This is a genomic window from Ruegeria sp. BHSA123 (genome assembly GCF_059613425.1).
Window position 1 is genome coordinate 13,226 of record NZ_JBXWSL010000019.1, and the last position, 19,042, is coordinate 32,267.

16 protein-coding genes and 1 tRNA gene are annotated in these 19,042 nt (G+C 57.7%); 7 read left to right on the top strand and 10 right to left on the bottom strand.

The window, feature by feature from the left end; translation table 11 throughout:
* Positions 1–4: 4 nt before the first annotated feature.
* The gene (iolC, locus tag AC2FNC_RS11720) at positions 5–985 is read right to left on the bottom strand and encodes a 5-dehydro-2-deoxygluconokinase (protein WP_496715419.1); all 981 of its coding nucleotides are present in this window, start codon (positions 983–985) and stop codon (positions 5–7) included.
* A gap of 111 nt (positions 986–1,096) precedes the next feature.
* Here iolC and AC2FNC_RS11725 point away from each other — a divergent pair, with 111 nt between their 5' ends.
* Positions 1,097–2,200 (top strand): Gfo/Idh/MocA family protein, encoded by a 1,104-nt coding sequence (locus AC2FNC_RS11725; protein WP_480518597.1) that lies wholly within the window; start codon positions 1,097–1,099, stop codon positions 2,198–2,200.
* Between the two features lie 37 nt (positions 2,201–2,237).
* On the top strand, positions 2,238–3,371 hold the full coding sequence (locus tag AC2FNC_RS11730; protein WP_480518598.1) for a Gfo/Idh/MocA family protein: 1,134 nt from the start codon (positions 2,238–2,240) through the stop codon (positions 3,369–3,371).
* Here AC2FNC_RS11730 and AC2FNC_RS11735 read toward each other — a convergent pair whose 3' ends face one another.
* The 5 genes from AC2FNC_RS11735 to AC2FNC_RS11755 all read right to left on the bottom strand — a co-directional run bounded on the left by AC2FNC_RS11735 (position 3,372) and on the right by AC2FNC_RS11755 (position 8,820).
* Positions 3,372–4,370 carry a LacI family DNA-binding transcriptional regulator gene (locus AC2FNC_RS11735; protein ID WP_480518600.1) on the bottom strand — a complete coding sequence of 333 codons (999 nt, stop codon included), beginning with the start codon at positions 4,368–4,370 and terminating at the stop codon, positions 3,372–3,374.
* 225 nt (positions 4,371–4,595) lie between these two features.
* On the bottom strand, positions 4,596–5,378 hold the full coding sequence (locus tag AC2FNC_RS11740) for a dimethylarginine dimethylaminohydrolase family protein (protein ID WP_480518602.1): 783 nt from the start codon (positions 5,376–5,378) through the stop codon (positions 4,596–4,598).
* A 3-nt stretch (positions 5,379–5,381) separates the two neighbouring features.
* On the bottom strand, positions 5,382–6,986 hold the full coding sequence (locus AC2FNC_RS11745; protein WP_496715421.1) for a 5-guanidino-2-oxopentanoate decarboxylase: 1,605 nt from the start codon (positions 6,984–6,986) through the stop codon (positions 5,382–5,384).
* Positions 6,983–8,167: a pyridoxal phosphate-dependent aminotransferase gene (locus AC2FNC_RS11750; RefSeq protein ID WP_496715422.1), complete on the bottom strand. Its 1,185-nt coding sequence runs from the start codon at positions 8,165–8,167 to the stop codon at positions 6,983–6,985. The genes AC2FNC_RS11745 and AC2FNC_RS11750 overlap by 4 nt, the downstream gene beginning before the upstream one ends.
* Positions 8,164–8,820 carry a TetR/AcrR family transcriptional regulator gene (locus AC2FNC_RS11755; protein WP_480475304.1) on the bottom strand — a complete coding sequence of 219 codons (657 nt, stop codon included), beginning with the start codon at positions 8,818–8,820 and terminating at the stop codon, positions 8,164–8,166. The genes AC2FNC_RS11750 and AC2FNC_RS11755 overlap by 4 nt, the downstream gene beginning before the upstream one ends.
* Positions 8,821–8,897: 77 nt before the next feature.
* On the opposite strand from AC2FNC_RS11755, the gene AC2FNC_RS11760 reads away from it, so the two are divergent.
* From AC2FNC_RS11760 to AC2FNC_RS11775, 4 genes are read left to right on the top strand one after another with little or no spacing between them, the layout of a single operon-like run.
* Positions 8,898–9,695, top strand: coding sequence for an ABC transporter ATP-binding protein (locus tag AC2FNC_RS11760; RefSeq protein ID WP_496715424.1), 798 nt, complete (start codon positions 8,898–8,900; stop codon positions 9,693–9,695).
* A 39-nt stretch (positions 9,696–9,734) separates the two neighbouring features.
* A complete protein-coding gene (locus tag AC2FNC_RS11765; RefSeq protein WP_480475308.1) occupies positions 9,735–10,499 on the top strand; it encodes a transporter substrate-binding domain-containing protein in 765 nt (254 codons plus the stop codon).
* Positions 10,500–10,508: 9 nt separating this feature from the next.
* Positions 10,509–11,261 carry an ABC transporter permease gene (locus AC2FNC_RS11770; protein WP_480475310.1) on the top strand — a complete coding sequence of 251 codons (753 nt, stop codon included), beginning with the start codon at positions 10,509–10,511 and terminating at the stop codon, positions 11,259–11,261.
* Positions 11,258–12,055: an ABC transporter permease gene (locus AC2FNC_RS11775; RefSeq protein ID WP_480475312.1), complete on the top strand. Its 798-nt coding sequence runs from the start codon at positions 11,258–11,260 to the stop codon at positions 12,053–12,055. Before AC2FNC_RS11770 ends, AC2FNC_RS11775 begins: the two co-directional genes overlap by 4 nt.
* 327 nt (positions 12,056–12,382) lie before the next feature.
* Here AC2FNC_RS11775 and AC2FNC_RS11780 read toward each other — a convergent pair whose 3' ends face one another.
* The 4 genes from AC2FNC_RS11780 to AC2FNC_RS11795 form a co-directional block, all read right to left on the bottom strand.
* Positions 12,383–13,798 (bottom strand): FAD-binding oxidoreductase, encoded by a 1,416-nt coding sequence (locus AC2FNC_RS11780; protein ID WP_496715426.1) that lies wholly within the window; start codon positions 13,796–13,798, stop codon positions 12,383–12,385.
* A 103-nt stretch (positions 13,799–13,901) separates the two neighbouring features.
* Positions 13,902–14,159, bottom strand: coding sequence for a DUF4242 domain-containing protein (locus tag AC2FNC_RS11785; RefSeq protein ID WP_209504668.1), 258 nt, complete (start codon positions 14,157–14,159; stop codon positions 13,902–13,904).
* 26 nt (positions 14,160–14,185) lie between these two features.
* Positions 14,186–17,782 (bottom strand): ATP-binding protein, encoded by a 3,597-nt coding sequence (locus AC2FNC_RS11790; protein WP_496715428.1) that lies wholly within the window; start codon positions 17,780–17,782, stop codon positions 14,186–14,188.
* Positions 17,783–17,928: 146 nt separating this feature from the next.
* Positions 17,929–18,004 (bottom strand) — tRNA-Val (locus AC2FNC_RS11795).
* Between the two features lie 256 nt (positions 18,005–18,260).
* Between AC2FNC_RS11795 and modA the strand changes: the two genes are divergently transcribed.
* Positions 18,261–19,040 (top strand): molybdate ABC transporter substrate-binding protein, encoded by a 780-nt coding sequence (gene modA / locus AC2FNC_RS11800; RefSeq protein ID WP_496715430.1) that lies wholly within the window; start codon positions 18,261–18,263, stop codon positions 19,038–19,040.
* Positions 19,041–19,042: the final 2 nt, after the last annotated feature.

Consider the following 19,042-nt stretch of genomic DNA (forward strand, 5'->3'; position numbering starts at 1 on the left):
ACTCCTATGTGGTCGGACCGGAGTGAGAGGCGAGGAACGCGTTCAGTTCGGGGGTCGTGGGCATAGCGGGGGCGCAGCCGGGTTTGGATACGACAATGGATGCGCAGGCAGAACCGCGCATCACCGAGTCTTTCAGCGCGTGCCCCGCCGCGATCGAAGCCAGAAGCCCTGCCATGAAACTGTCACCGGCCCCGACGGGCTTGATAGCGTCCACTGGGTAGATCCCGGTTTTGATTTCCTGCCCATCCGCCAGCGTCACGGCGCCTTTTTCGCCCATCTTGTAAATGACGACCCGGCCCGGTTTTTTGGCGAGGTCCTGTGCCTTGGCAAAGCCCTTTTCCAGACCTCCGGCCATGAAGCCGAACTCTTCATCATTGCCGACAATCAGGTCACTGGCTTCGCCCGCACGGGACAGAACGTCAGCGGCAATTTCCGGCGAAGGCCAGCTGTAGGGGCGGTAATCAACATCGAAAATGATCGGAAGACCAGCTTTGCGCGCATTTTCAAACCCTCGGAACGTGGCGCTGCGCGAGGGTTCGGATGCAAAGACGGTGCCAGCCGAAATCAAGGCCGAGAAGGATGAGTAATCAACCCTGTCCACATCCGCGTCAGTAACCTGAAAATCGACCGCTCCGTTGCGGTAGATGACATTCTGAAAGTTCTCGGTCCGGCTTTCATACAGGGCCAGAGAGGTGCGATACTCGCCCCCCAACACGCGGATATAAGAGGTATCTACCCCGTAATGTTGCAACCGGTTGAGGCAGAACCGACCAATTGCATCGTCCGAGATGGAGGTGATCAAGGATGCCTGGCTGCCCAGCTTGACCAGACCGGCACAGATATTCGCGGACGAGCCGCCAAGATCGGCATGGAACGTATCGGCCTCTTCGCTTTTGACACCGACCGGGTCTGCGTAAAGGTCCATACCCGCACGCCCCAGAACGGCAAAGCGATTTCCTTTGATACCGTCTATCAAAGCGCTCACGTCATGTCCTCCGGCAAAGTGGGTGGGCAAAGTTTGGACCTTGCGTTGAATCGATTCACACGATACTGATTTTGCAACCGGTTGCAAACACAATGTGCGAGGCCATGGCAGATGCCTGAAATCGGAGTGGGAATCGTGGGTGGCGGTTATATGGGCAAGGCCCATTCCGTCGCGATGTCGGCCGTCGGAGCGGTTTTCAACACGGCGTTGCGCCCCCGGCTTGAGGTCATCTGCGCGTCGAGCCCGGACAGTGCCGAACGCTACCGGGCGGCCTATGGATTTCAGCGGGCAACCGATGACTGGCGCATGTTGGTTGAAGACCCCAAGGCCGAGGCAATCGTGATCGCCTCGCCTCAGTCAACACATCGTCAGATCGCAGAAGCGGCTTTTGCCTTGGGCAAACCGGTCTTGTGCGAGAAACCATTGGGCGCATCGCTTGAAGACAGTCGGGCGATGGTTGCTGCGGCCGAGGCTTCGGGGGCGGTGAACATGGTGGGGTTCAACTATATCCGCACACCCGCCAGCCAATATGCCCGCCAGTTGATTACCGATGGCGCGATTGGTGACATCACGTGGTTCCGGGGCGAACATACCGAGGATTTCTATGCAGATCCGCAGGCCCCGGCCACCTGGCGCACGACCGGTATGGCCAACGGCACAATCGGCGATCTTGCCCCGCATATGGTCAATGGCGCATTGGCCTTGGTCGGGCCCATTGCGCAGGTGATGGCCGATGTTGAGACCGTTCACAAAACCCGCCCCGGTGGTGCGGTAACAAATGACGACCATGCCCAGATGATGTGCCGGTTCGAAAACGGGGTCATGGGAAGCCTGTATTTCAGCCGCGTCGCGACGGGGCGGAAAATGGGCTATGCCTATGAAATATCAGGCACAAAAGGCGCAATCCGGTTCGATCAGGAGGACCAGAATGCGCTGTGGCTGTACAAGCGCGAAGGGCCCGAAGCCGCGCGCGGGTTCACCAAGATCCTGACCGGCCCCGCGCACCCGGATTATGAGCCCTTCTGTCAGGGTCCGGGTCACGGAACCGGCTATCAGGATCAGATCATCATCGAGGCCAAGGACTTTTTACAGGCCATCCATACCGGCGAGGCGATCTGGCCCACGTTCCGCGACGGGCATGAGGTCAACCGCGTGCTGGCCGCTGCGCTGGCCTCGTCCGATCAGCGGCAGTGGCAGGACATCAGCGATTTCTGATCGCTCTACGAGACAATTCCAATGAGAGACAATGACCATGGCTAAGTTGAGATGGGGCATGATCGGGGGTGGTGAAGGCAGCCAGATTGGCCCCGCGCACCGCTTGGGGGCACAGGCTGACGGGTTGTTCGAATTTGCGGCTGGCGCGCTGGATCACCGGCCCGAGGTGGGCCGCGAATACGCGCAGCGATTGGGTGTTGCTGCCGATCGTGCCTATGGCGATTGGCAAGAGATGCTGGCGGGCGAAAAAGACCGCGAGGATCGGATTGATCTGGTAACCATCGCGACGCCCAATTCGACCCATTTTGAGATTACCAAGGCCTATCTTGAGGCAGGCTTTAACGTGTTGTGCGAAAAGCCGATGACCATGACGGTGAAAGAGGGCGAAGAGATTGTGCGCGTGGCCGAAGCCTCGGGCAGGATCTGTGCAGTGAACTACTGTTATTCCGCCTATCCGATGGTGCGTCAGGCCCGTGCGATGGTGCGCGCAGGCGATATCGGCAAGGTGCGTCTGGTGGTGACCAATTTCAGCCACGGCCATCATGGCGATGCCACAGATGCGGATAACCCGCGCGTGCGCTGGCGCTATGACCCTGCGATGGCCGGGGTTTCAGGGCAGTTTGCCGATTGCGGCATCCATGCGTTGCACATGGCCAGTTTCATCTGTGACGATCAGGTGAAAACCCTGTCTGCCGACATGGCCTCGACCATCGTCAGCCGTGAGCTGGAAGATGATGCAATGATCAACTTCCGGATGGAGGGCGGCACGGTTGGACGCCTTTGGACGTCATCAGTGGCGATCGGGCGGCAGCATGGCTTTGACATTCAGGTCTTTGGCGAAACCGGTGGGCTGCGGTGGGCGTCCGAGCAGCCCAATCAGTTGATCTATACTCCGGTCGGCGGGCGTACTCAGATCATCGAAAAGGGTGAGGGCGGTCTGCACGATGAGGTGCAACGCCTGTCGCGTGTCGCCATTGCGCACCCCGAGGGTTTTCCGCTGGCGGTCGCCAACATCTATTGCGATCTGGCGGATGCGATCCGTGGTGAAAGACGCGACGGTCTGCCCGGTGCGGCAGATGGGCTGCGGTCCATTGCGGCCGTCCACGCGGCTGTTGCGTCGGGCAAGGCCGATGGCGCATGGCAGGACGCGCGCCCGCCGATGTTTCGCTGATCAGGGGCGGGGCCGCAATGTGCCCCGTTCGATCACGCGGCAGGGGAAAATGCGGGCCTCGGGATAGCGCTGAGGCTCTTTCAGCATCTCAACGACCAGATCGACGGATGAAGTGATGATCTGTTTGATCGGCTGGTGGATCGTTGTCAGGTTAACGCTTTCCCAGCGCGACATCTCCATGTCGTTCAGACCGATGATTCCAATGTCCTGACCCGGTTTCAGCCCGTGATCGGCCAGTGCGGACAATGCGCCAACAGACAGGATGTCATCGCCGCAGAAATACGCCTCGGACGGGGTGTTGGCCAACAGGCGCAACATTTCGGCGCGGCCGGCCTCGAAGGAATAAGCCCCTGCGAAACAATGGCTTACTTCGATATCGGGGTGGTCTGCCAGTTCTTCCATGAACCCGCGATACCGGTCAAGTGCCGAGGTTGCATCTTCGGGCCCGCCCAGATAGCCGAGACGCTTGTATCCGCGCGCCAAAAGCTCGCGCGCGGCCATGCGCCCGCATTCGACGTTGTCGATTCCCACCACATGCACTTCGGGCGAGGTGGCCGAGCGGCCAAATGTATGCACCACCGGTACGCCCGCATCGTGGAACGCCTTGGCAAAGCTGGGCGGCAGCGTCGAAGACGCAACGATGGCCGCGTCAACCGAATACTGGCGCAGCATGCGGACCGAGTTTGCGGGCTCGGTCTCGTCCGTCAGGTTCACAATCAAAGGGCGTAGCCCGCGTTCCTGCAAGGCGCGGGTGAACTGATCGAACACCTCAAGAAAAATAGGGTTGTGAAAGTTGTTCGAAATCAACCCGATCAGTTTGGTGCGCCCGGTTGTCAGGGACGAGGCGAGGGCATTGGGGCTGTAGCCAAGCTCTCGCGCGGCCTTTTCAACTTTACTGCGTGTTTTTGCAGAGACCGAGGCGCCTTCGGTGAAGGTGCGCGACACCGCAGATCGCGATACGCCAGCCAAGGCGGCGACGTCTTTCAGGGTCACGCTCACGCAGTGCGGCTCCGGTCGTTGATGGTCAGAGATATCAAGGTGTTTTGCATCAGAGCTTCATTATGCACCATCGCAAAAGTCTTGCAACCGGTTGCAGGTCGCACTTGGCGGACGAGATCATCGACAGCCACCTATGTTTATGAGCGAATGGCGGGAAAGGAAAGACCGGTACGGGCGACAGTTTTCGCAAGAAACACCAAGGATCGAACGCTACCGGTTACACTCCTAAAATCTTAGCGAAAGGCAGGACATTCCTCCATCCAGCTTTGCGCAGTCGATGTTGTCGATTTCAACGACCTCATACCCTTCACGATCTAACATCTCAGCTGTGCGTGGGAAGCCAGCGGCCATCAGCACCAGATTGTTGAAGCGGATCGCATTGGCGGCAGCTTCCTCTCCGTCCGCAACATGCAGCACCCGGTAGCCCTCGAAACAGCCCGAGGCATCCAGCCGTCGGGTCGACAGTATTGTTTCGGCGTCCATCAGTGAACAATCTGTCTTGAAGTGTAAGACGCCCTCGGGCGTGAACACCTCGCGCAGTTTGTGCCCCCACTCCGAGGTGATTTTCGCCAGCTCGGCGACACCTTCCGCGTCGGTACGGTCTGACCGGCCCACCAGAATTTCGCGACCGGTAACAAGGATATCTCCACCCTCGATATGGCCGGGGCCCTGGATTTCCAGAACCGTATCGTAGCAGCCGTGAAGGGTCGGTGCCATTTCAGCCACTTCACCCATCCGCGAAGGTGCGCCAGGTCGCATCAGTATCGCACCTTGCGGCAGGCAAAGGGCTGTATCCTCGACAAATTGTGCGTCGGGAAACGCGTTCAGGGGATCCAGTTCGATTACCTCGGCCCCGGTGCTTCTCAGTGCTGCCACATATGCCTTATGCGCCGCTGTCATCCCGTCGAAATCCGGGTTTCCGATATCTTCTGCACGCAACCCGCCTGCAATAGTCGGAGCCGGACGGCGGGTGATGGCGCGGGAAAACTCAAAGGTTGGGTCTGACATGTTTCAATCTTTCTGAGCTGCGAATTTCGGAGTGGTGACTTCGATCATTACCGGCCCGTTCTGGGCGGCAGTTTGGCGCAATGCCTGCGCGACAGCCTGCGGTTCAGCTGGAACCGAAGCGAATGGAATGCCGTATGACTTGGCCGTTGCTGAAAAATCGGGAGGCGAGGGATCACATCCTATGACTGTTACGCCCGCATCCTGCATTGACGTGGCAATTTCCTGGTATCCATGATTGTTCCAGATCACGAAGGTGACCGGCAGGTCTTCGTCGACTGCTGCCATAATCTCAGGCAGAGAAAACTGCGCGCCTCCATCGCCCGCGATGCATATCACACGTGCTGTGGGATCGGCGACCGAAGCGCCGATGGCTGCGGGGATTCCATAGCCCAGTGCGCCGTACCCAGTTGCCGCGTTAAACCAGCCTCCGGCCCGGTCGTGGTCGTAGAAAAGATTGCCGGCATAGATCGGTTGGGTGGAATCTCCGACCATTAGCGCGTTCGGGAGCGCAGAGCGCATTGCGTTGAGGATTTCTACCTGTTTGCGATAGTCCGGACCAATCTCCGCCCAGGCGGCGTCACGTGTTTTGCCTGCACGTTCCGTACCGTCGCTTTGCTTTGGCTTGTGCGGTAAAGCGTCAACCAGCGCTGATACAGCCAAGTTGACGTCACCTTGAATGATGAGCGCTGCCTCATGTCGCGTCAGTTGCTCGCTGCATCGATCAACCCGTATCAACCCTGACATTTCAGCAATTTGGCCGGTGGCATACATATCATAGTCGGTTGGCCCCAACTCAGTTCCCAGCGCAAGGATGCAATTGGCGCTTTCTATCAAGCCGCGTACCGCGTTCAGGCTGGGGCTGGCCGGAACGGTCAGTGGATGCCTGTGCATCAGGCCGCGCGCGTTGACGGTTTGCACCACGGGGGCATCCAGAGCTTCGGCCAGTGCCTGCAATCCAGCCTCTGCATGCTTTGCGCCGCCGCCCGCCAGAATGACAACGTTCTTCGCTTTGGCCAGTTGCTTTGCGGCTTGGGTGATCAAAGCCGGGTCAATCGGTGAGACCGAGACAGGCGGTTCGACCGGTGTTTCCTGATAATCTGAAGCTGCGATATCCAACGGAACTTCGATATGCACCGGTCCGGATCGACCGTTGGCGAGGGTGTGGAACACGCGGTCCAAGACCGGGTCCAGAGCGTTGGTGGCGGAAACTTGTTCGGACAGCAACGCAACGGTCCTGGCCAGTCCCAACTGGTCTGGCAATTCATGCAGATGCCCTAAACCCCTGCCAAGAGATGCGGTTTTGTTGACACCGGACACCACCAGCATCGGTATTGAATCCGCGCGGGCCTGCGCCATCGGCGTCAATGTATTGGTCAATCCAGGCCCGGTGATCACAAAGGCCACACCCGGTTTGTCTGACACGCGCGCATAGCCGTCGGCCATAAACCCTGCACCCTGTTCGTGTCTGGGTGTAACGTGACGAATGCCCGAGCCTGCAAGCCCGCGGTAAAGCTCGACCGTATGAACGCCCGGAATTCCGAACACGCAGGTCACATCCTTTTGGCGAAGCTTTGCAACCAATGCTTCGCCCACGGTCATTTCACTCATGCAACCTCGCGTGATTTTCTGTTGGCGTGATCGATGAGGCGGGACACCGCAGTGGCAAAGTTGGTGTCACTGATCGTCAGGGCCACTCGCACCCAGTCTTTCAAGCTGTCCCCAAAGGCGGATCCCGGCATGACAGCCACCCCGGTCTGCAACAAGTCCCAGGCATAGGCTTCGCCGTCCAGCCCGGTGGCGGAGACGTTGATCATGGCGAACATTCCCGCCTGAGGCCGGTGAACGGTCAGATCCGTTTCTGCTTCGAGGCGATCAGCCAAAAGCGTGGCGCGCGCTGAAAAACGGGCGGCCATGCCGGAGGCAACCTCGGACCCGTCGCGGATCGCCTTTTCAGTCATATCGGCGATAAAGGGCTGATTGCCGAAAAGCATGGTCTCGGAATAGGGCAGTAGCGCTTCGCAAAACGCGGCTGGCCCGACACACCAGCCACTGCGGAACCCCGGCGCGGCATGTGATTTCGAGATGGATGATACGCCTATGACACGATCCGCCAGTTCCGGGTCTGCCAGTGGCGACACAAATCTGGCCCCGTCAAAGATCAGTTCTTCATAGACCTCGTCCGAGATAATCCACAAATCATGCGCAATCGCGAGCTGTCCGATCTCGGTTAACTCCTCGGCGGTCAGGATCGCGCCCGTTGGGTTGTGTGGCGTTGTCAGAAGAATGGCGCGGCTGCGCGGTGTTACGCGTGCGGCGATATCTTTGGCCTGCATGCGAAACCCGTGTTCCGGGCGCAGAGGTACGGGCACCATTTCCGCCCCGGAAGCACGCACGACCCCTTCGTAGGTTGCATACATCGGATCACCGACCAGAACTTCGTCACCGGCCTCGGCAACGCCGGCCATGGCAGCGAACAATGCGGTCTGCGTTCCGGGAAAGCACAGAAAATTCTCGGGCCCGAAAACGCGTCCGCGGGAAGCCGAGTAACGGGCGGAAAGCGCGTCAAGCAAGCCAGCTTCGCCACGGCCATTGGAGTAGCCCGTTCGCTGGGCCCGTAGTGAGGTTACGGTGGCTTCGACCAGCGCGTCCGGCACCGGCACGTCCGGTTCACCTATCGTCATTTCGACGATGTCCGCTCCGGCCTTAATAAGGTCGCGCGCTTTCAGATGTACGCCCCATTTGGCGCCACCCAAGCCCGCTAACCGTTCTGTCACAGATGTGGTCTTCATGGTTGTTCCACCTCTTTGATCAATGGGATACCGACGATAGCACTGACGGAATCCAATCCGATCTGCGCCAATTGACCTTCGGAAAATTCATCTGGAAGCGCACCGCCTTCCAGCCAAAGACCATCGATAACCGCGTTGCAGGCAATGGCCAGTTGCACGGCTTGCGGCGTGGTGACTGGACGTCCGGTTTCTTGCAATGCGGCGACGATCAGCTTTTCAAGCTGATCCCGGAAATAGTTATAGGTTTGCTGGTGGATGCGTTGCATTTTCGGATCACGCTGCACCTTGTTCAGGAAGCCGGCCCACAAGGCCACAGCGCTTGGATCAACGATTGGCGGTCGCAGCGACGCATCAACGAAGTTGGTCAACTGAGATACTGCGCTGCCTTTCCCTGACGACGCAGCTGTCTGATCGGTCAGCGTATTCATGTGATGTTCGTACGCAGCCTGAACCAGTTCCTCCTTGGATGAGAAATAGTGCCGGATCAGCCCTTGGGTCACGTTCGCGCGGGCCGCGATCTGACGCACAGTGGCACCCCGAACGCCCATCTCGGCAATCAGGTCCAAAGTCGCCAGGATAAGCGCCTCGCGCCGAAACTCGGCAGATTCACGTGTAAATTTACGGCTGTCGTCCTGCACGTCCGGGCCATCCATGGTACGGAATTATTATACACTTGCATAATTGCGAGATTCGAGGCTTACTGCAAGCTGAAATCAGAAGATTCTTGGATATGGACACAGCCAAAGCAGCAACACCCGCACGCGAAGCAACCACGTCTGAAGAGGCGATAAGGGTTGAGGACCTGCACAAGTCTTTCGGCACGCTGGAGGTTTTGAAAGGTGTCTCGCTGACAGCGAACAAGGGCGATGTCGTTGCCATCATCGGGGGCTCAGGCTCGGGCAAATCCACGATGCTGCGCTGTATCAACTTTCTGGAAACACCAAGCTCGGGAAAGATCACGATCGGCGGTGAGCTGGTTGAAATGCATGCCGACGGCAGCCCCTCGAACCGCCGCCAGATCGAACGTATCCGTACACGGCTGGCGATGGTTTTCCAGCAGTTCAATCTGTGGACACACCGTACGCTTCTGGAAAACGTGATCGAGGTGCCGGTATATGTCCTTAAGGTACCAAAGGCCGAAGCTATCGCTCGGGCGCATGACCTGCTGAAAAGGGTAGGGCTGGGGGACAAGGCCGACACGTATCCGGCCTATCTGTCAGGCGGTCAGCAACAGCGCGCTGCCATCGCACGCGCGCTTGCGGTGGATCCTTCCGTAATGCTTTTCGATGAGCCAACTTCGGCGCTTGATCCAGAGCTTGTAGGCGAAGTTCTGACCGTAATCCGGGATCTTGCAGCGGAAGGGCGCACAATGCTGCTTGTGACCCACGAAATGAAATTTGCGCGCGAAGTCGCGAACCACGTCGTCTATCTTTTCGAGGGCCGCATTGAAGAGCAAGGCCCACCTTCCGAAGTCTTCGGAAATCCAAAATCAGAGCGATTGAAGCAGTTCCTCAGCTCGGTCGCCTGATCCAGAAAAACAACATAATGAACCAAAGGGAGTAACAAAATGAACGTCAAAAAACTGCTCGCGTCCGGTCTTGCCGCCGCTGTCCTTTCGGCTGGTGTTGCCAGTGCAGAAGAGGTCAAGATCGGCATCGCGGCCGAGCCTTATCCGCCCTTCGCGTCGCTGGACAGCTCAGGCAACTGGGTTGGTTGGGAGATCGATGTCATCAATGCAGTTTGCGCCGCCGCGGAACTTGACTGTGTTATCACGCCGGTGGCCTGGGACGGTATTATCCCCTCGCTGACCGGACAGCAGATCGACGCCATCATGGCCTCGATGTCGATCACCGAGGAACGGTTGAAAACCATTGATTTCAGCGATCCTTACTATAACACACCTGCGGTTATCGTTGCCGATAAATCGATGGATATCGAAGCAACCCCGGAATCGCTGGCGGGTAAAGTCATTGGCATTCAGGCTTCGACGATCCACCAAGCCTATGCGCAGGAATACTTCAAGGATTCCGAACTGCGCGTCTATCAAACTCAGGATGAGGCCAATCAGGACTTGTTTGCCGGTCGGATCGACGCCACACAAGCTGACAGCATTGCGATGGCCGATTTTGTGAATTCGGATGCCGGTGCTTGCTGCGAAATCAAAGGTGCCGTGAAGGACGATCCCGCCATTTTGGGGCGTGGTGTCGGTGCGGGCGTTCGTAAAGGGCAGGATGACCTGCTTGCGGCGTTGAACAAGGGCATCGCGGCAATTCTTGCCGATGGAACGCACGAGAAGATCACGTCGAACTATTTCTCGACCAGCATCTACTAAGCCGTTGCCGTGACCGGATTTCTGGAATCACTTGGTTTGGCGCAGAGCGCAGAGCTTTTGTCGCTCTCGCCACCGGGGTGGGGGGCCAATCTGCTACGCGGATTGTCCCACTCATTGCAGATCGCTTTTGGCGCATATGCACTGGGCCTCGTGATCGGATTGTTCGGAGCGTATGGCAAACTTTACGGCGGGAAGGTCACGCGCGACCTTCTTGCCATTTACACGACCGTGATCCGGGCCGTGCCGGAACTGGTCCTGATCCTAATCCTGTATTACGTGGGATCCGATATTATCAACAAAATATCTGCTGCCATGGGTGGTGGCCGGGTTGAGATCAACGGCGTTGCCGCAGGCATTTGGGTGCTGGGCGTCGTTCAGGGCGCGTATGCGACCGAGATTCTGCGCGGCGCCATTCAGGCGGTTCCGCCCGGTCAGATCGAAGCGGCGAAATCCTACGGAATGCCGGCCTTCATGACCATGCGGCGCGTCACGATCCCTGCCATGATGAGCTTCGCCGTACCTGGTCTGGCCAACCTGTGGCTGATTGCAACCAAAGACACAGCATTGCTGGCTGTAGTCGGTTTTAACGAGCTGACGTTGGAAACGCGCCAGGCGGCCAGCAGCACGCGGGCCTACTTCACCTTTTTCTTGGCGGCGGGCTTCCTTTATCTGATGGTTACGCTGTTTTCGGGTGGGATCTTTGCGCGGATTGAGAAATGGGCCCGTCGCGGCCAACCCGCTCTGAACGGAGGCAGCAGATGATCGACCTCAGATCTCTGATGCAACCTCATCGTATCGTGATGATGCTGATCTTTGCCGGGATCGTGGTTTGGTGCGCGATGACATTGCGGTGGGACTGGATACCCAATTATGCGCCGCTTGCATTGCAGGGAATCTGGACCACGCTCTGGCTGCTGGTTGTCACGATCGTTCTTGGTTTTTTACTGGCTGTACCCCTTGGGTTAGCGCAGGCCGTTGGGCCATGGTACCTAGCGGCACCTGCAAAGGCGTTTTGCACAATCATTCGCGGCACGCCGCTGCTTTTGCAGCTTTGGCTGCTGTATTATGGCCTCGGCTCTCTGTTTCCGCAGTTTCCATGGATACGATCGTCTGATCTTTGGCCGTACCTGCGTCAGGCTTGGCCCTATGCGGTGCTGGCGTTGACACTTTCTTATGCGGGTTACGAAGGTGAGGTCATGCGCGGAGCCTTCAAGGGCGTTGCCAAAGGACAGCTGGAGGCGGCCAAGGCGTTTGGTATGCCAAGGCTGACGATGTTTCGCCGTATCTGGTTACCACAGGCAATCCGCAATGTTCTGCCGACTTTGGGCGGTGAAACCATCCTGCAATTAAAGGCAACACCGCTGGTCGCCACAATAACCGTGGTTGATATCTATGCCGTGTCGTCCCGTGTGCGCGCCGATACGTTTATCGTCTACGAACCGCTTATCCTGTTGGCCGTATTCTACATTCTCGTAGCGGGCGTAATTGCCTTGGTGTTCCACTGGCTGGAGGTGAAGGTTTTGGGAACCGGACGCCGCAATGGGCCCATCGGATAGTTCTAGCAAGAAGCCGAAGGAAACTTGCTCTGCGATTAGCGAAGCGGTTATTCGATGAATTGCTCCTAGCGACCGAGATTGCAGGCTTAAGCGTAAAACAGGTGTTTGAAACGGGATCAGGGAAGTTGGTTTCGTTCGCGATCCGTAAATTCAACGCTCTAATGATACAGCATCTAGGGTAGCTGCACGACAAGAGGGCATGAGTGCCAGCGCGGCCATAGGTGAGAGGAACCGCTTGGCGCGATAGCCGAACAGCGAGAAAATTGAGTGGTGCTAAGACAGCGGTCCCAACATCAATGCAGTTCGGGAATTGCCACTCTGGTTGTCTTACGTTGGTAGAATATTGTGGTTCATCCTGAACAAATTGGTGGGATCGTACTGTCCTTTGATCTTGGAAAGTTTTTCGCCGTTCACACCATAAGCGCCGGTCACGTGGTCTGCCTGGTCTTCAGGCATGAAGTTCACATAGGCACTGCCTGTTGAGTATGGTTTCATCTGTTCGTACAGCTGGCGTGCCCACCCGATGCAGGTGTCATCCTTGTCAGGGTCCTCCCATCGTGTGTGGACATTCATGATGAAATGCGCAGATCTTTGCGGGTAGGCGGTAGAAGCGGGTTCAACGCGGGCCATCGCGCCACCGACATGAGCAATGAAAACCTCACATGCTGGGTCAGGAAGGGTGGAAATCGCGTCCAGCAGGTCCGTGATGGCGGCCGGGGGCAACGTATTGAAGTCATGACTTTTCCAATAGTTGCGGACGCCCGGCGACAACAGGGGATCAAAAGCCGCCTGCCAGTCCACGAACCTGTGCGGTGAAATGACATCCACAATCGGTTCACCCAGCGCGCGCAAGGCCGACATCGCTTTTTCACCCTCATCCATCGGGCCGCTATAGCACGCCGCGAAAATCAGCACCTCGCGCCCGTGCCACTCTTCCGGCAGGAACGGGAGCGGCGGCGCTTTTCGCATCACGCTCCAGACGGTGAGCTCATCGGGGGCGGTGTCCGCAATGGCCACAAACGCGGAAAGCAATTCTGGTGCCTTTTCGATCGGGTGCACGATCAGGCCGGACAGGACATCCGGCCCAAGATCATGCAACTGGAATTCGAATGAGGTGACGACACCGAAGTTTCCACCACCACCACGAATGGCCCAGAAAAGTTCCGGGTGGCTCGTGGACGAGGCGGTGACGATCGCGCCATCCGCCGTCACGACTTCTGCCGACAGAAGGTTGTCGATCGTCATGCCGAATTTCCGCGTCGTCCAGCCAAAACCGCCACCCAGGGTCAGCCCGGCGATGCCGGTGGTCGAATTGATGCCTGTGGGGACAACAAGACCATGGGCCTGTGTTTCGCGATCAACGTCTCCAAGCAACGCACCAGGTGCAACGCGGACAGTTTTGCGGGCAGGGTCCACGTGAACCGAACGCATCTGGGACAGGTCCAGCATGACGGCCTTGTCCGCGACGGCGTGCCCTGCAATCTGGTGCCCACCTGATCGAACGGTCATCATAAGGCCTGCTTGTCGGACGAAGTTTATTGCCTTCTGGACATCGCTTGCCCCCATCGCACGGATCACGAAGGCGGGGTAACGCTCGAACATGCTGTTCCAGGTAATCCTGGCTTCTTCATATTCCGGGGTTCCCGGCAGGTAGACCCCACCGCGCAGTGAAGTGTCAAGCGCGTCCAAATCGCCTTGATCCACAGTCGCGATACGTCCGTCGAGTGCTTTCAGGTCAAACATGCTTAGGCCTCCCTTGTTTCAGGAAAGGTTTCGCGCACGGCTGCCTCGTGAATTTGTTATTGCCCTGAGAAGGGGATACTTGGTTGTGGGGGAAAGCTGGTCGTCAGGCAAATATTCCCGGATCGATCCGATCTACCGGCGTGATGACATCGGCAGGAATGTTTAGACGCTCGGCCGCTTTTCGCAGGCTTTCTTCATCCGGGGCTTCGTAAAGGCAGTATGTTTTGCGCTTATCTGCGCTGAGGAAGGAAAAGATCCATTCAATGCCGACTTCGTCGTTGATTTCTTTGATGTGAATTTTGTCGTTGTCGCTGATATTCAGCTGTTCCGCAAAATTTCGTTCAATGATGTATCGTGGCATTATGCCCCCCAAGCATTTTCCGGACCTTAACTGGCTACCCCTTCGAGCTTTGACTTAAGGGAAACCATACTCAATTTCTGTGATATTGCCAACGCTTCCCCTTCCAGTTGAAACGCCAGTTCCAAATCGCTGGGGCGGCCCTGTTGTCTGAGTGCTGATGCATACGCTGCCTTGGAATGCGCAATCCAGGGCGGGCAATTCATCCGCGTGTCAATCTCGATGGCTTTCCGGAACATCTTCCCGGCAATTTCCCAGTCTTTCAGCACCGTTGCCAGGCTCCCCAAGCGTCTGGCTGCGGCACCTGTGCAGACTGTGGTTGCCCCTGCGGTGATCGTCAGGTCTTCGTAAGGTTGCAGCATACTGTAAAGCGTCTGAGCATGATCCGGATGCCCGACTGCCACGCAGATGTCGGCAAGATAGGACAGAGTTGTTGAATACATGGCATCTGGCGGCAGGTCGAAGCCGTTTTCCGCCATTTCATTCAGTATTTTTTCGGCTGGTTCCGTGTACCCCAGTTCGGCTGCGATAAGGCCAAAACCCGGCTTCCACGAGATGTCTTCGGGGCTGTCGGTCATCAGTTTCTTGATCACAGGCGCGACCTCGTGCAGGCGGTTCTGCTCGCGGCGGATGGTGAACATCTGAACGCCGAAAACGCCCTCGACATGTTCGCCGTGCGTTTTTCGGCCGATCTTGACCGCTTCGGTGGCGTGCTTTTCAGCCTGAACAAAGTCGCCGTCCATGATTGCAACCATGGCGCGTGCGTGTTTTTGAACCCAATAGAGTTGCAGATGATTGTCCTTTTCGGAAATCGCTGTCAGCAATTCGAGTGAGTTGTCCAACAGGTCGCGGTCGGCCATTTCAGCGCCGACAAACAGGCTGAGCGTCCGGTCGCGGCCCTGATCAATACTGCCAAGGTGTTCCGCTACCTGATGCATGGCGTCCAGGTTTTCACGCCAATGTCGTGCCTCTTGCCCGTTGCGCGCAACGAATGGCGCCCCAAAATGCATCATCATTACCGAAAACTGGGATTTATGATCCCCAAGCTTCGCCGCCAGTTCCATGGATTGCTGACCAAAGCGGGTGCCTACGGAAAACTGGCCGACAAACATATACGCCCGCGCAAGTTGGCTCATCAACCGGCACCGCCTGACTTCGTCATTGTCAGACAGGTCTTTCAGCGCCTTTTCACAAAGGTCAATCGCTTCGTGATGTCGCTTGCTCGTCATCATGCACGAGTCAGCAAAATGATTGGCTGCATCGGCTGACAGCTCCACATCGTGGAGTTTCTGGGCAGCGTTAGATGCACTTTTCAGAACCGCTATCGCCTCGGACAACTGACCCTGGCTGTCATGGCTGCGGCCAACCAGGATCATGCCCCTGACCATTTCCCGGCCGGTTTCCGAGTTCAGCTGCTTAGCCGCTTTGAGCGTCTCTTGCGCATTAGTCATTGCTTCCTGGCTGGCTGACCGGGCCAACGCCATTTCAGCCGCAGCTTCCCATTTGTCGAATGCGGCGCGCCATTCTTCTGCTTCTGACAGATGGCGGGCCACCAGCTCGGGCCGGCGTTCGATTTCAGCAGATCGCATCGCGATCAGTGCGCGGGCAACGTCTGAATGTTGCTGCCTGCGGGTAGAGCTTAACATGGATTGATATGCCGTATCGCGGATAAGGGCGTGGCGGAACACGAAATGCCCGCGGTTGTTTCCGCTTTCAAAGATCAGTCCCGTTCGCGACAGTTCTTCGAGGCGAAGATTGATATCTGCGCGTTCCAGCCCCATCGCGGCCCTTAACAAATCTGGTTCAAATTCCCGCCCAATGACTGACCCCGTCAACGCGACCTGTTTGGCCTCGGGCGAAACTGCATCAAGCCGCGCCATCAAGGCGCCCTTCAGCGACGATGGTATGCGGACTTGTCCCTGCTCATCTGCATTCACGATCGCCTGGGTCAATTCTTCGACAAACAGGGGCACACCGTCAGTCTTTTCGATGATCGTCGCGATCAAGGCATCGTCCGGGTCCTTGCCAGTGATATTGCGGACCAGATCCGAGACATCAGCAGAACCGAACCGGCGCAGCAGGAGTGTTTGAACATGCGTGTCCCCGTCATCGCGGGCCAAGTCCCACCCGGGTCTGTGGGTCATCAGGATCATCAGGGGAAGATCGGTGCAAATCGCCTTGAACCGCTCCAGCAGGGCTTGCGTCGAGGGATCGATCCAATGTGCATCCTCAACACACAGAATAACCGGGCGCACGCTTGCCCGGACCTGCACCGTATGGATCAGGGTTTGGATCGTTATGTCGCGTTGCTCCTGCGGCGACATCTCGAGAACTTCACGAGCCAGTGCGCTGCGCGGCGCGACCAGCGCTGCAAAGACAGGCAGAACCTGTTCCCAGTCCAGACCTTCCCGGCCTTCCAGCAGCTTCCTGACATGCTCCAGAATTTGATTGTCATCAAAATCCGGTTCAACACCTGCATCCTGCGAGATTCGCTGGGTGACCGGATGAAAGGGGCTGCTGGTCAGATAGGGAGAGCAGTTCAGCCTTATCACATCGGCCTGTCCGGTTGCCGTGACATCCGCAAGAAACCCCTCAGTCAGGCGCGATTTTCCTATTCCCGCCTCACCCGACAGCAGAACCACCTCACCATGACCGCTTTGGGCGCGCTGCCACGATTGCAACAGGATACCCTTTTCGTAGTCCCGGCCAATCATGGTACTGTCGGCGTCATCCTTGTACGACGCGCGAAACCGGCTTTCCGCGCTGCGTTCCGATACGACCTTCAACAAGGTCCGAGGGTCTTTGAACCCCTTCAATTGAGTTGATCCAAGGGTCTCGAACTCGAATATCCGGTGCAAGGCGGCTTCGGTTTCTTCCGCAGACAAAACCACCGAGTTCGGCAGGCCGTGTTCCTGTATCCGCGCCGCCAGATTGACCGCCGGCCCGGTCATGGCACCTTCCTCGTACGAGTTTTCGCCGATCGTGTCGCCGACCACGACATCGCCGCTCGCGATACCCAGTCTGACCGACAAACGCTCACCGTCAGGAGTGTTGAGCTCTTCAACCCGGTGGACGCACTCAAGCCCCGCCTTTATTGCGCGAATGGCGTGATCTTCGTAGGCTGTTGGCCAGCCGAAAAACACAAGAAGACCGTCGCCAAGGTATTTCGCAACATAGCCACCATACCTGCTCACTGCCCCCGCGACGGTATCCTGATAGTTCTGTAGCAGATCCCGCATGTCTTCGGGATCAAAACGGTTGGTCAGCTCTGTCGAGCCGACCAGATCCGCAAACAAGACTGTCAGATGACGCCGTTCAGCCGCGGGCGCGATGGGCTTTTTCGTCGGTGCAGCTTCGCCCTGCACGACATCAACGGCGGATGGCCGAGTATTCTCGCGGGTGGGCTCTCCTGCGGCAGGCGCTGATGAAGACAGGTGACTAGAGCCAGCCAAATCCTGAACTGCCGCAAGGATGATCTTTCGGTGACCAAGACTTACCCCAAGCTCTTTCAGGTCGTCGCCTGTCAGCAGTGGCAGAACCCGCGCATCAATGTCGTTTACCGCAAAAACATCTGCGTACTGACCCAGTCCGAGGTCGTTAAGCCACGTGTCCATTTCAACCGACATATTCGGATCATGCTGAGATACGCGTCACTAATCAAGAAAACGCTATTTAAACTGCCGGGCGATCAATGCGCAGCGGACACGGTTTCATGCGCAGCATAGCAATAGATGCCAGTCGCGTAAGACCTTGATACACTGTGGGGAAAGGATGGTGGGTGATGAGAGACTCGAACTCCCGACATCTTCGGTGTAAACGAAGCGCTCTACCAACTGAGCTAATCACCCGTGACGCTGCATGTAGCCAAGCCAGCGGGCGTGCGCAAGAGGGTCTGTGAGATTTTTATTCCGCGATGGGTTGCGGATAGGAAATGCCGCCCCCATCAACGCGTGCCTGGGGTGACCACAGGTTGACGAGGCTGGCCGGGGTGGGTTGCCAGCGCCTGATCTGGATCAGCGGGTGTAAAAGATCAAAGGCGCTTGCAAGCGCCCTATGGCCTCCGATATGCCCGAAGAGACTGCAACTTTCCGGTCGGGAGCACACATGATCCTACCCTTCGCCTGCCGTATCTGGATGGTGGCACTGGTCCTTGGCGCATTTGTGCTGGCTCCGGTCCGGGCCGGGGCAGAAGGGGTTTTGGTTTTTGCCGCAGCCAGCCTCAAGACCGCTTTGGACGAAATCGCGACGGAATACACAGAGCGGACGGGTCACGATGTCACCGTGTCCTACGCAGCGTCTTCAGTGCTGGCGCGTCAGATTCAGCAGGGTGCGCCTGCGGACATTTTCTTCTCTGCCAATGCCGACTGGATGGATTATCTGGAACAGCAGGGTTTGTTGCGGCCAGGGACACGGTCGGATTTGCTGGGCAACAGTCTGGTTCTGATCGGCGCTGCGGGGCGTCCTGTTCTGGGTGACATTCGGGTGGTTCATGACCTCAGGGCCGAGCTGGGCGAAGGCTTTCTGGCCATGGCGCTGGTCGATGCGGTGCCCGCCGGTATCTACGGCAAGGCGGCTTTGCAGGGGCTGAACCAGTGGGAGGCGGTGCAGGACCGAGTGGCACAAACCGACAATGTGCGCGCTGCGCTGGCCCTTGTGGCAACGGGTGCCGCGCCTCTGGGGATCGTTTATCGATCGGATGCGCAGGCGGAACAGCGGGTCAGTGTTGTGGCCAGTTTTCCCACCGACCTGCACCCTCCGATCATCTATCCGGCGGCGATGACAGGTAATGCCACAGGTGCGGCGCGGGCTTTTCTGGATCATCTGCACGGCGATGCGGCTTTGGCAATTTTTCAGGAGCAGGGATTTTCCCTGCCGGGCGGGTGATC

What these genes read in the sequence shown, in the direction of transcription:
- AC2FNC_RS11755 (WP_480475304.1), bottom strand. Translation starts at nt 8,820, where the DNA reads ATGGATGGCCCGGACGTGCAGGACGACAGCCGTAAATTTACACGTGAA.
- AC2FNC_RS11730 (WP_480518598.1), top strand. Translation starts at nt 2,238, where the DNA reads ATGGCTAAGTTGAGATGGGGCATGATCGGGGGTGGTGAAGGCAGCCAG.
- modA (WP_496715430.1), top strand. Translation starts at nt 18,261, where the DNA reads ATGATCCTACCCTTCGCCTGCCGTATCTGGATGGTGGCACTGGTCCTT.
- AC2FNC_RS11765 (WP_480475308.1), top strand. Translation starts at nt 9,735, where the DNA reads ATGAACGTCAAAAAACTGCTCGCGTCCGGTCTTGCCGCCGCTGTCCTT.
- AC2FNC_RS11775 (WP_480475312.1), top strand. Translation starts at nt 11,258, where the DNA reads ATGATCGACCTCAGATCTCTGATGCAACCTCATCGTATCGTGATGATG.
- AC2FNC_RS11790 (WP_496715428.1), bottom strand. Translation starts at nt 17,782, where the DNA reads ATGTCGGTTGAAATGGACACGTGGCTTAACGACCTCGGACTGGGTCAG.
- AC2FNC_RS11760 (WP_496715424.1), top strand. Translation starts at nt 8,898, where the DNA reads ATGGACACAGCCAAAGCAGCAACACCCGCACGCGAAGCAACCACGTCT.
- AC2FNC_RS11725 (WP_480518597.1), top strand. Translation starts at nt 1,097, where the DNA reads ATGCCTGAAATCGGAGTGGGAATCGTGGGTGGCGGTTATATGGGCAAG.
- AC2FNC_RS11785 (WP_209504668.1), bottom strand. Translation starts at nt 14,159, where the DNA reads ATGCCACGATACATCATTGAACGAAATTTTGCGGAACAGCTGAATATC.
- AC2FNC_RS11780 (WP_496715426.1), bottom strand. Translation starts at nt 13,798, where the DNA reads ATGTTTGACCTGAAAGCACTCGACGGACGTATCGCGACTGTGGATCAA.
- AC2FNC_RS11745 (WP_496715421.1), bottom strand. Translation starts at nt 6,986, where the DNA reads ATGAGTGAAATGACCGTGGGCGAAGCATTGGTTGCAAAGCTTCGCCAA.
- AC2FNC_RS11750 (WP_496715422.1), bottom strand. Translation starts at nt 8,167, where the DNA reads ATGAAGACCACATCTGTGACAGAACGGTTAGCGGGCTTGGGTGGCGCC.
- AC2FNC_RS11740 (WP_480518602.1), bottom strand. Translation starts at nt 5,378, where the DNA reads ATGTCAGACCCAACCTTTGAGTTTTCCCGCGCCATCACCCGCCGTCCG.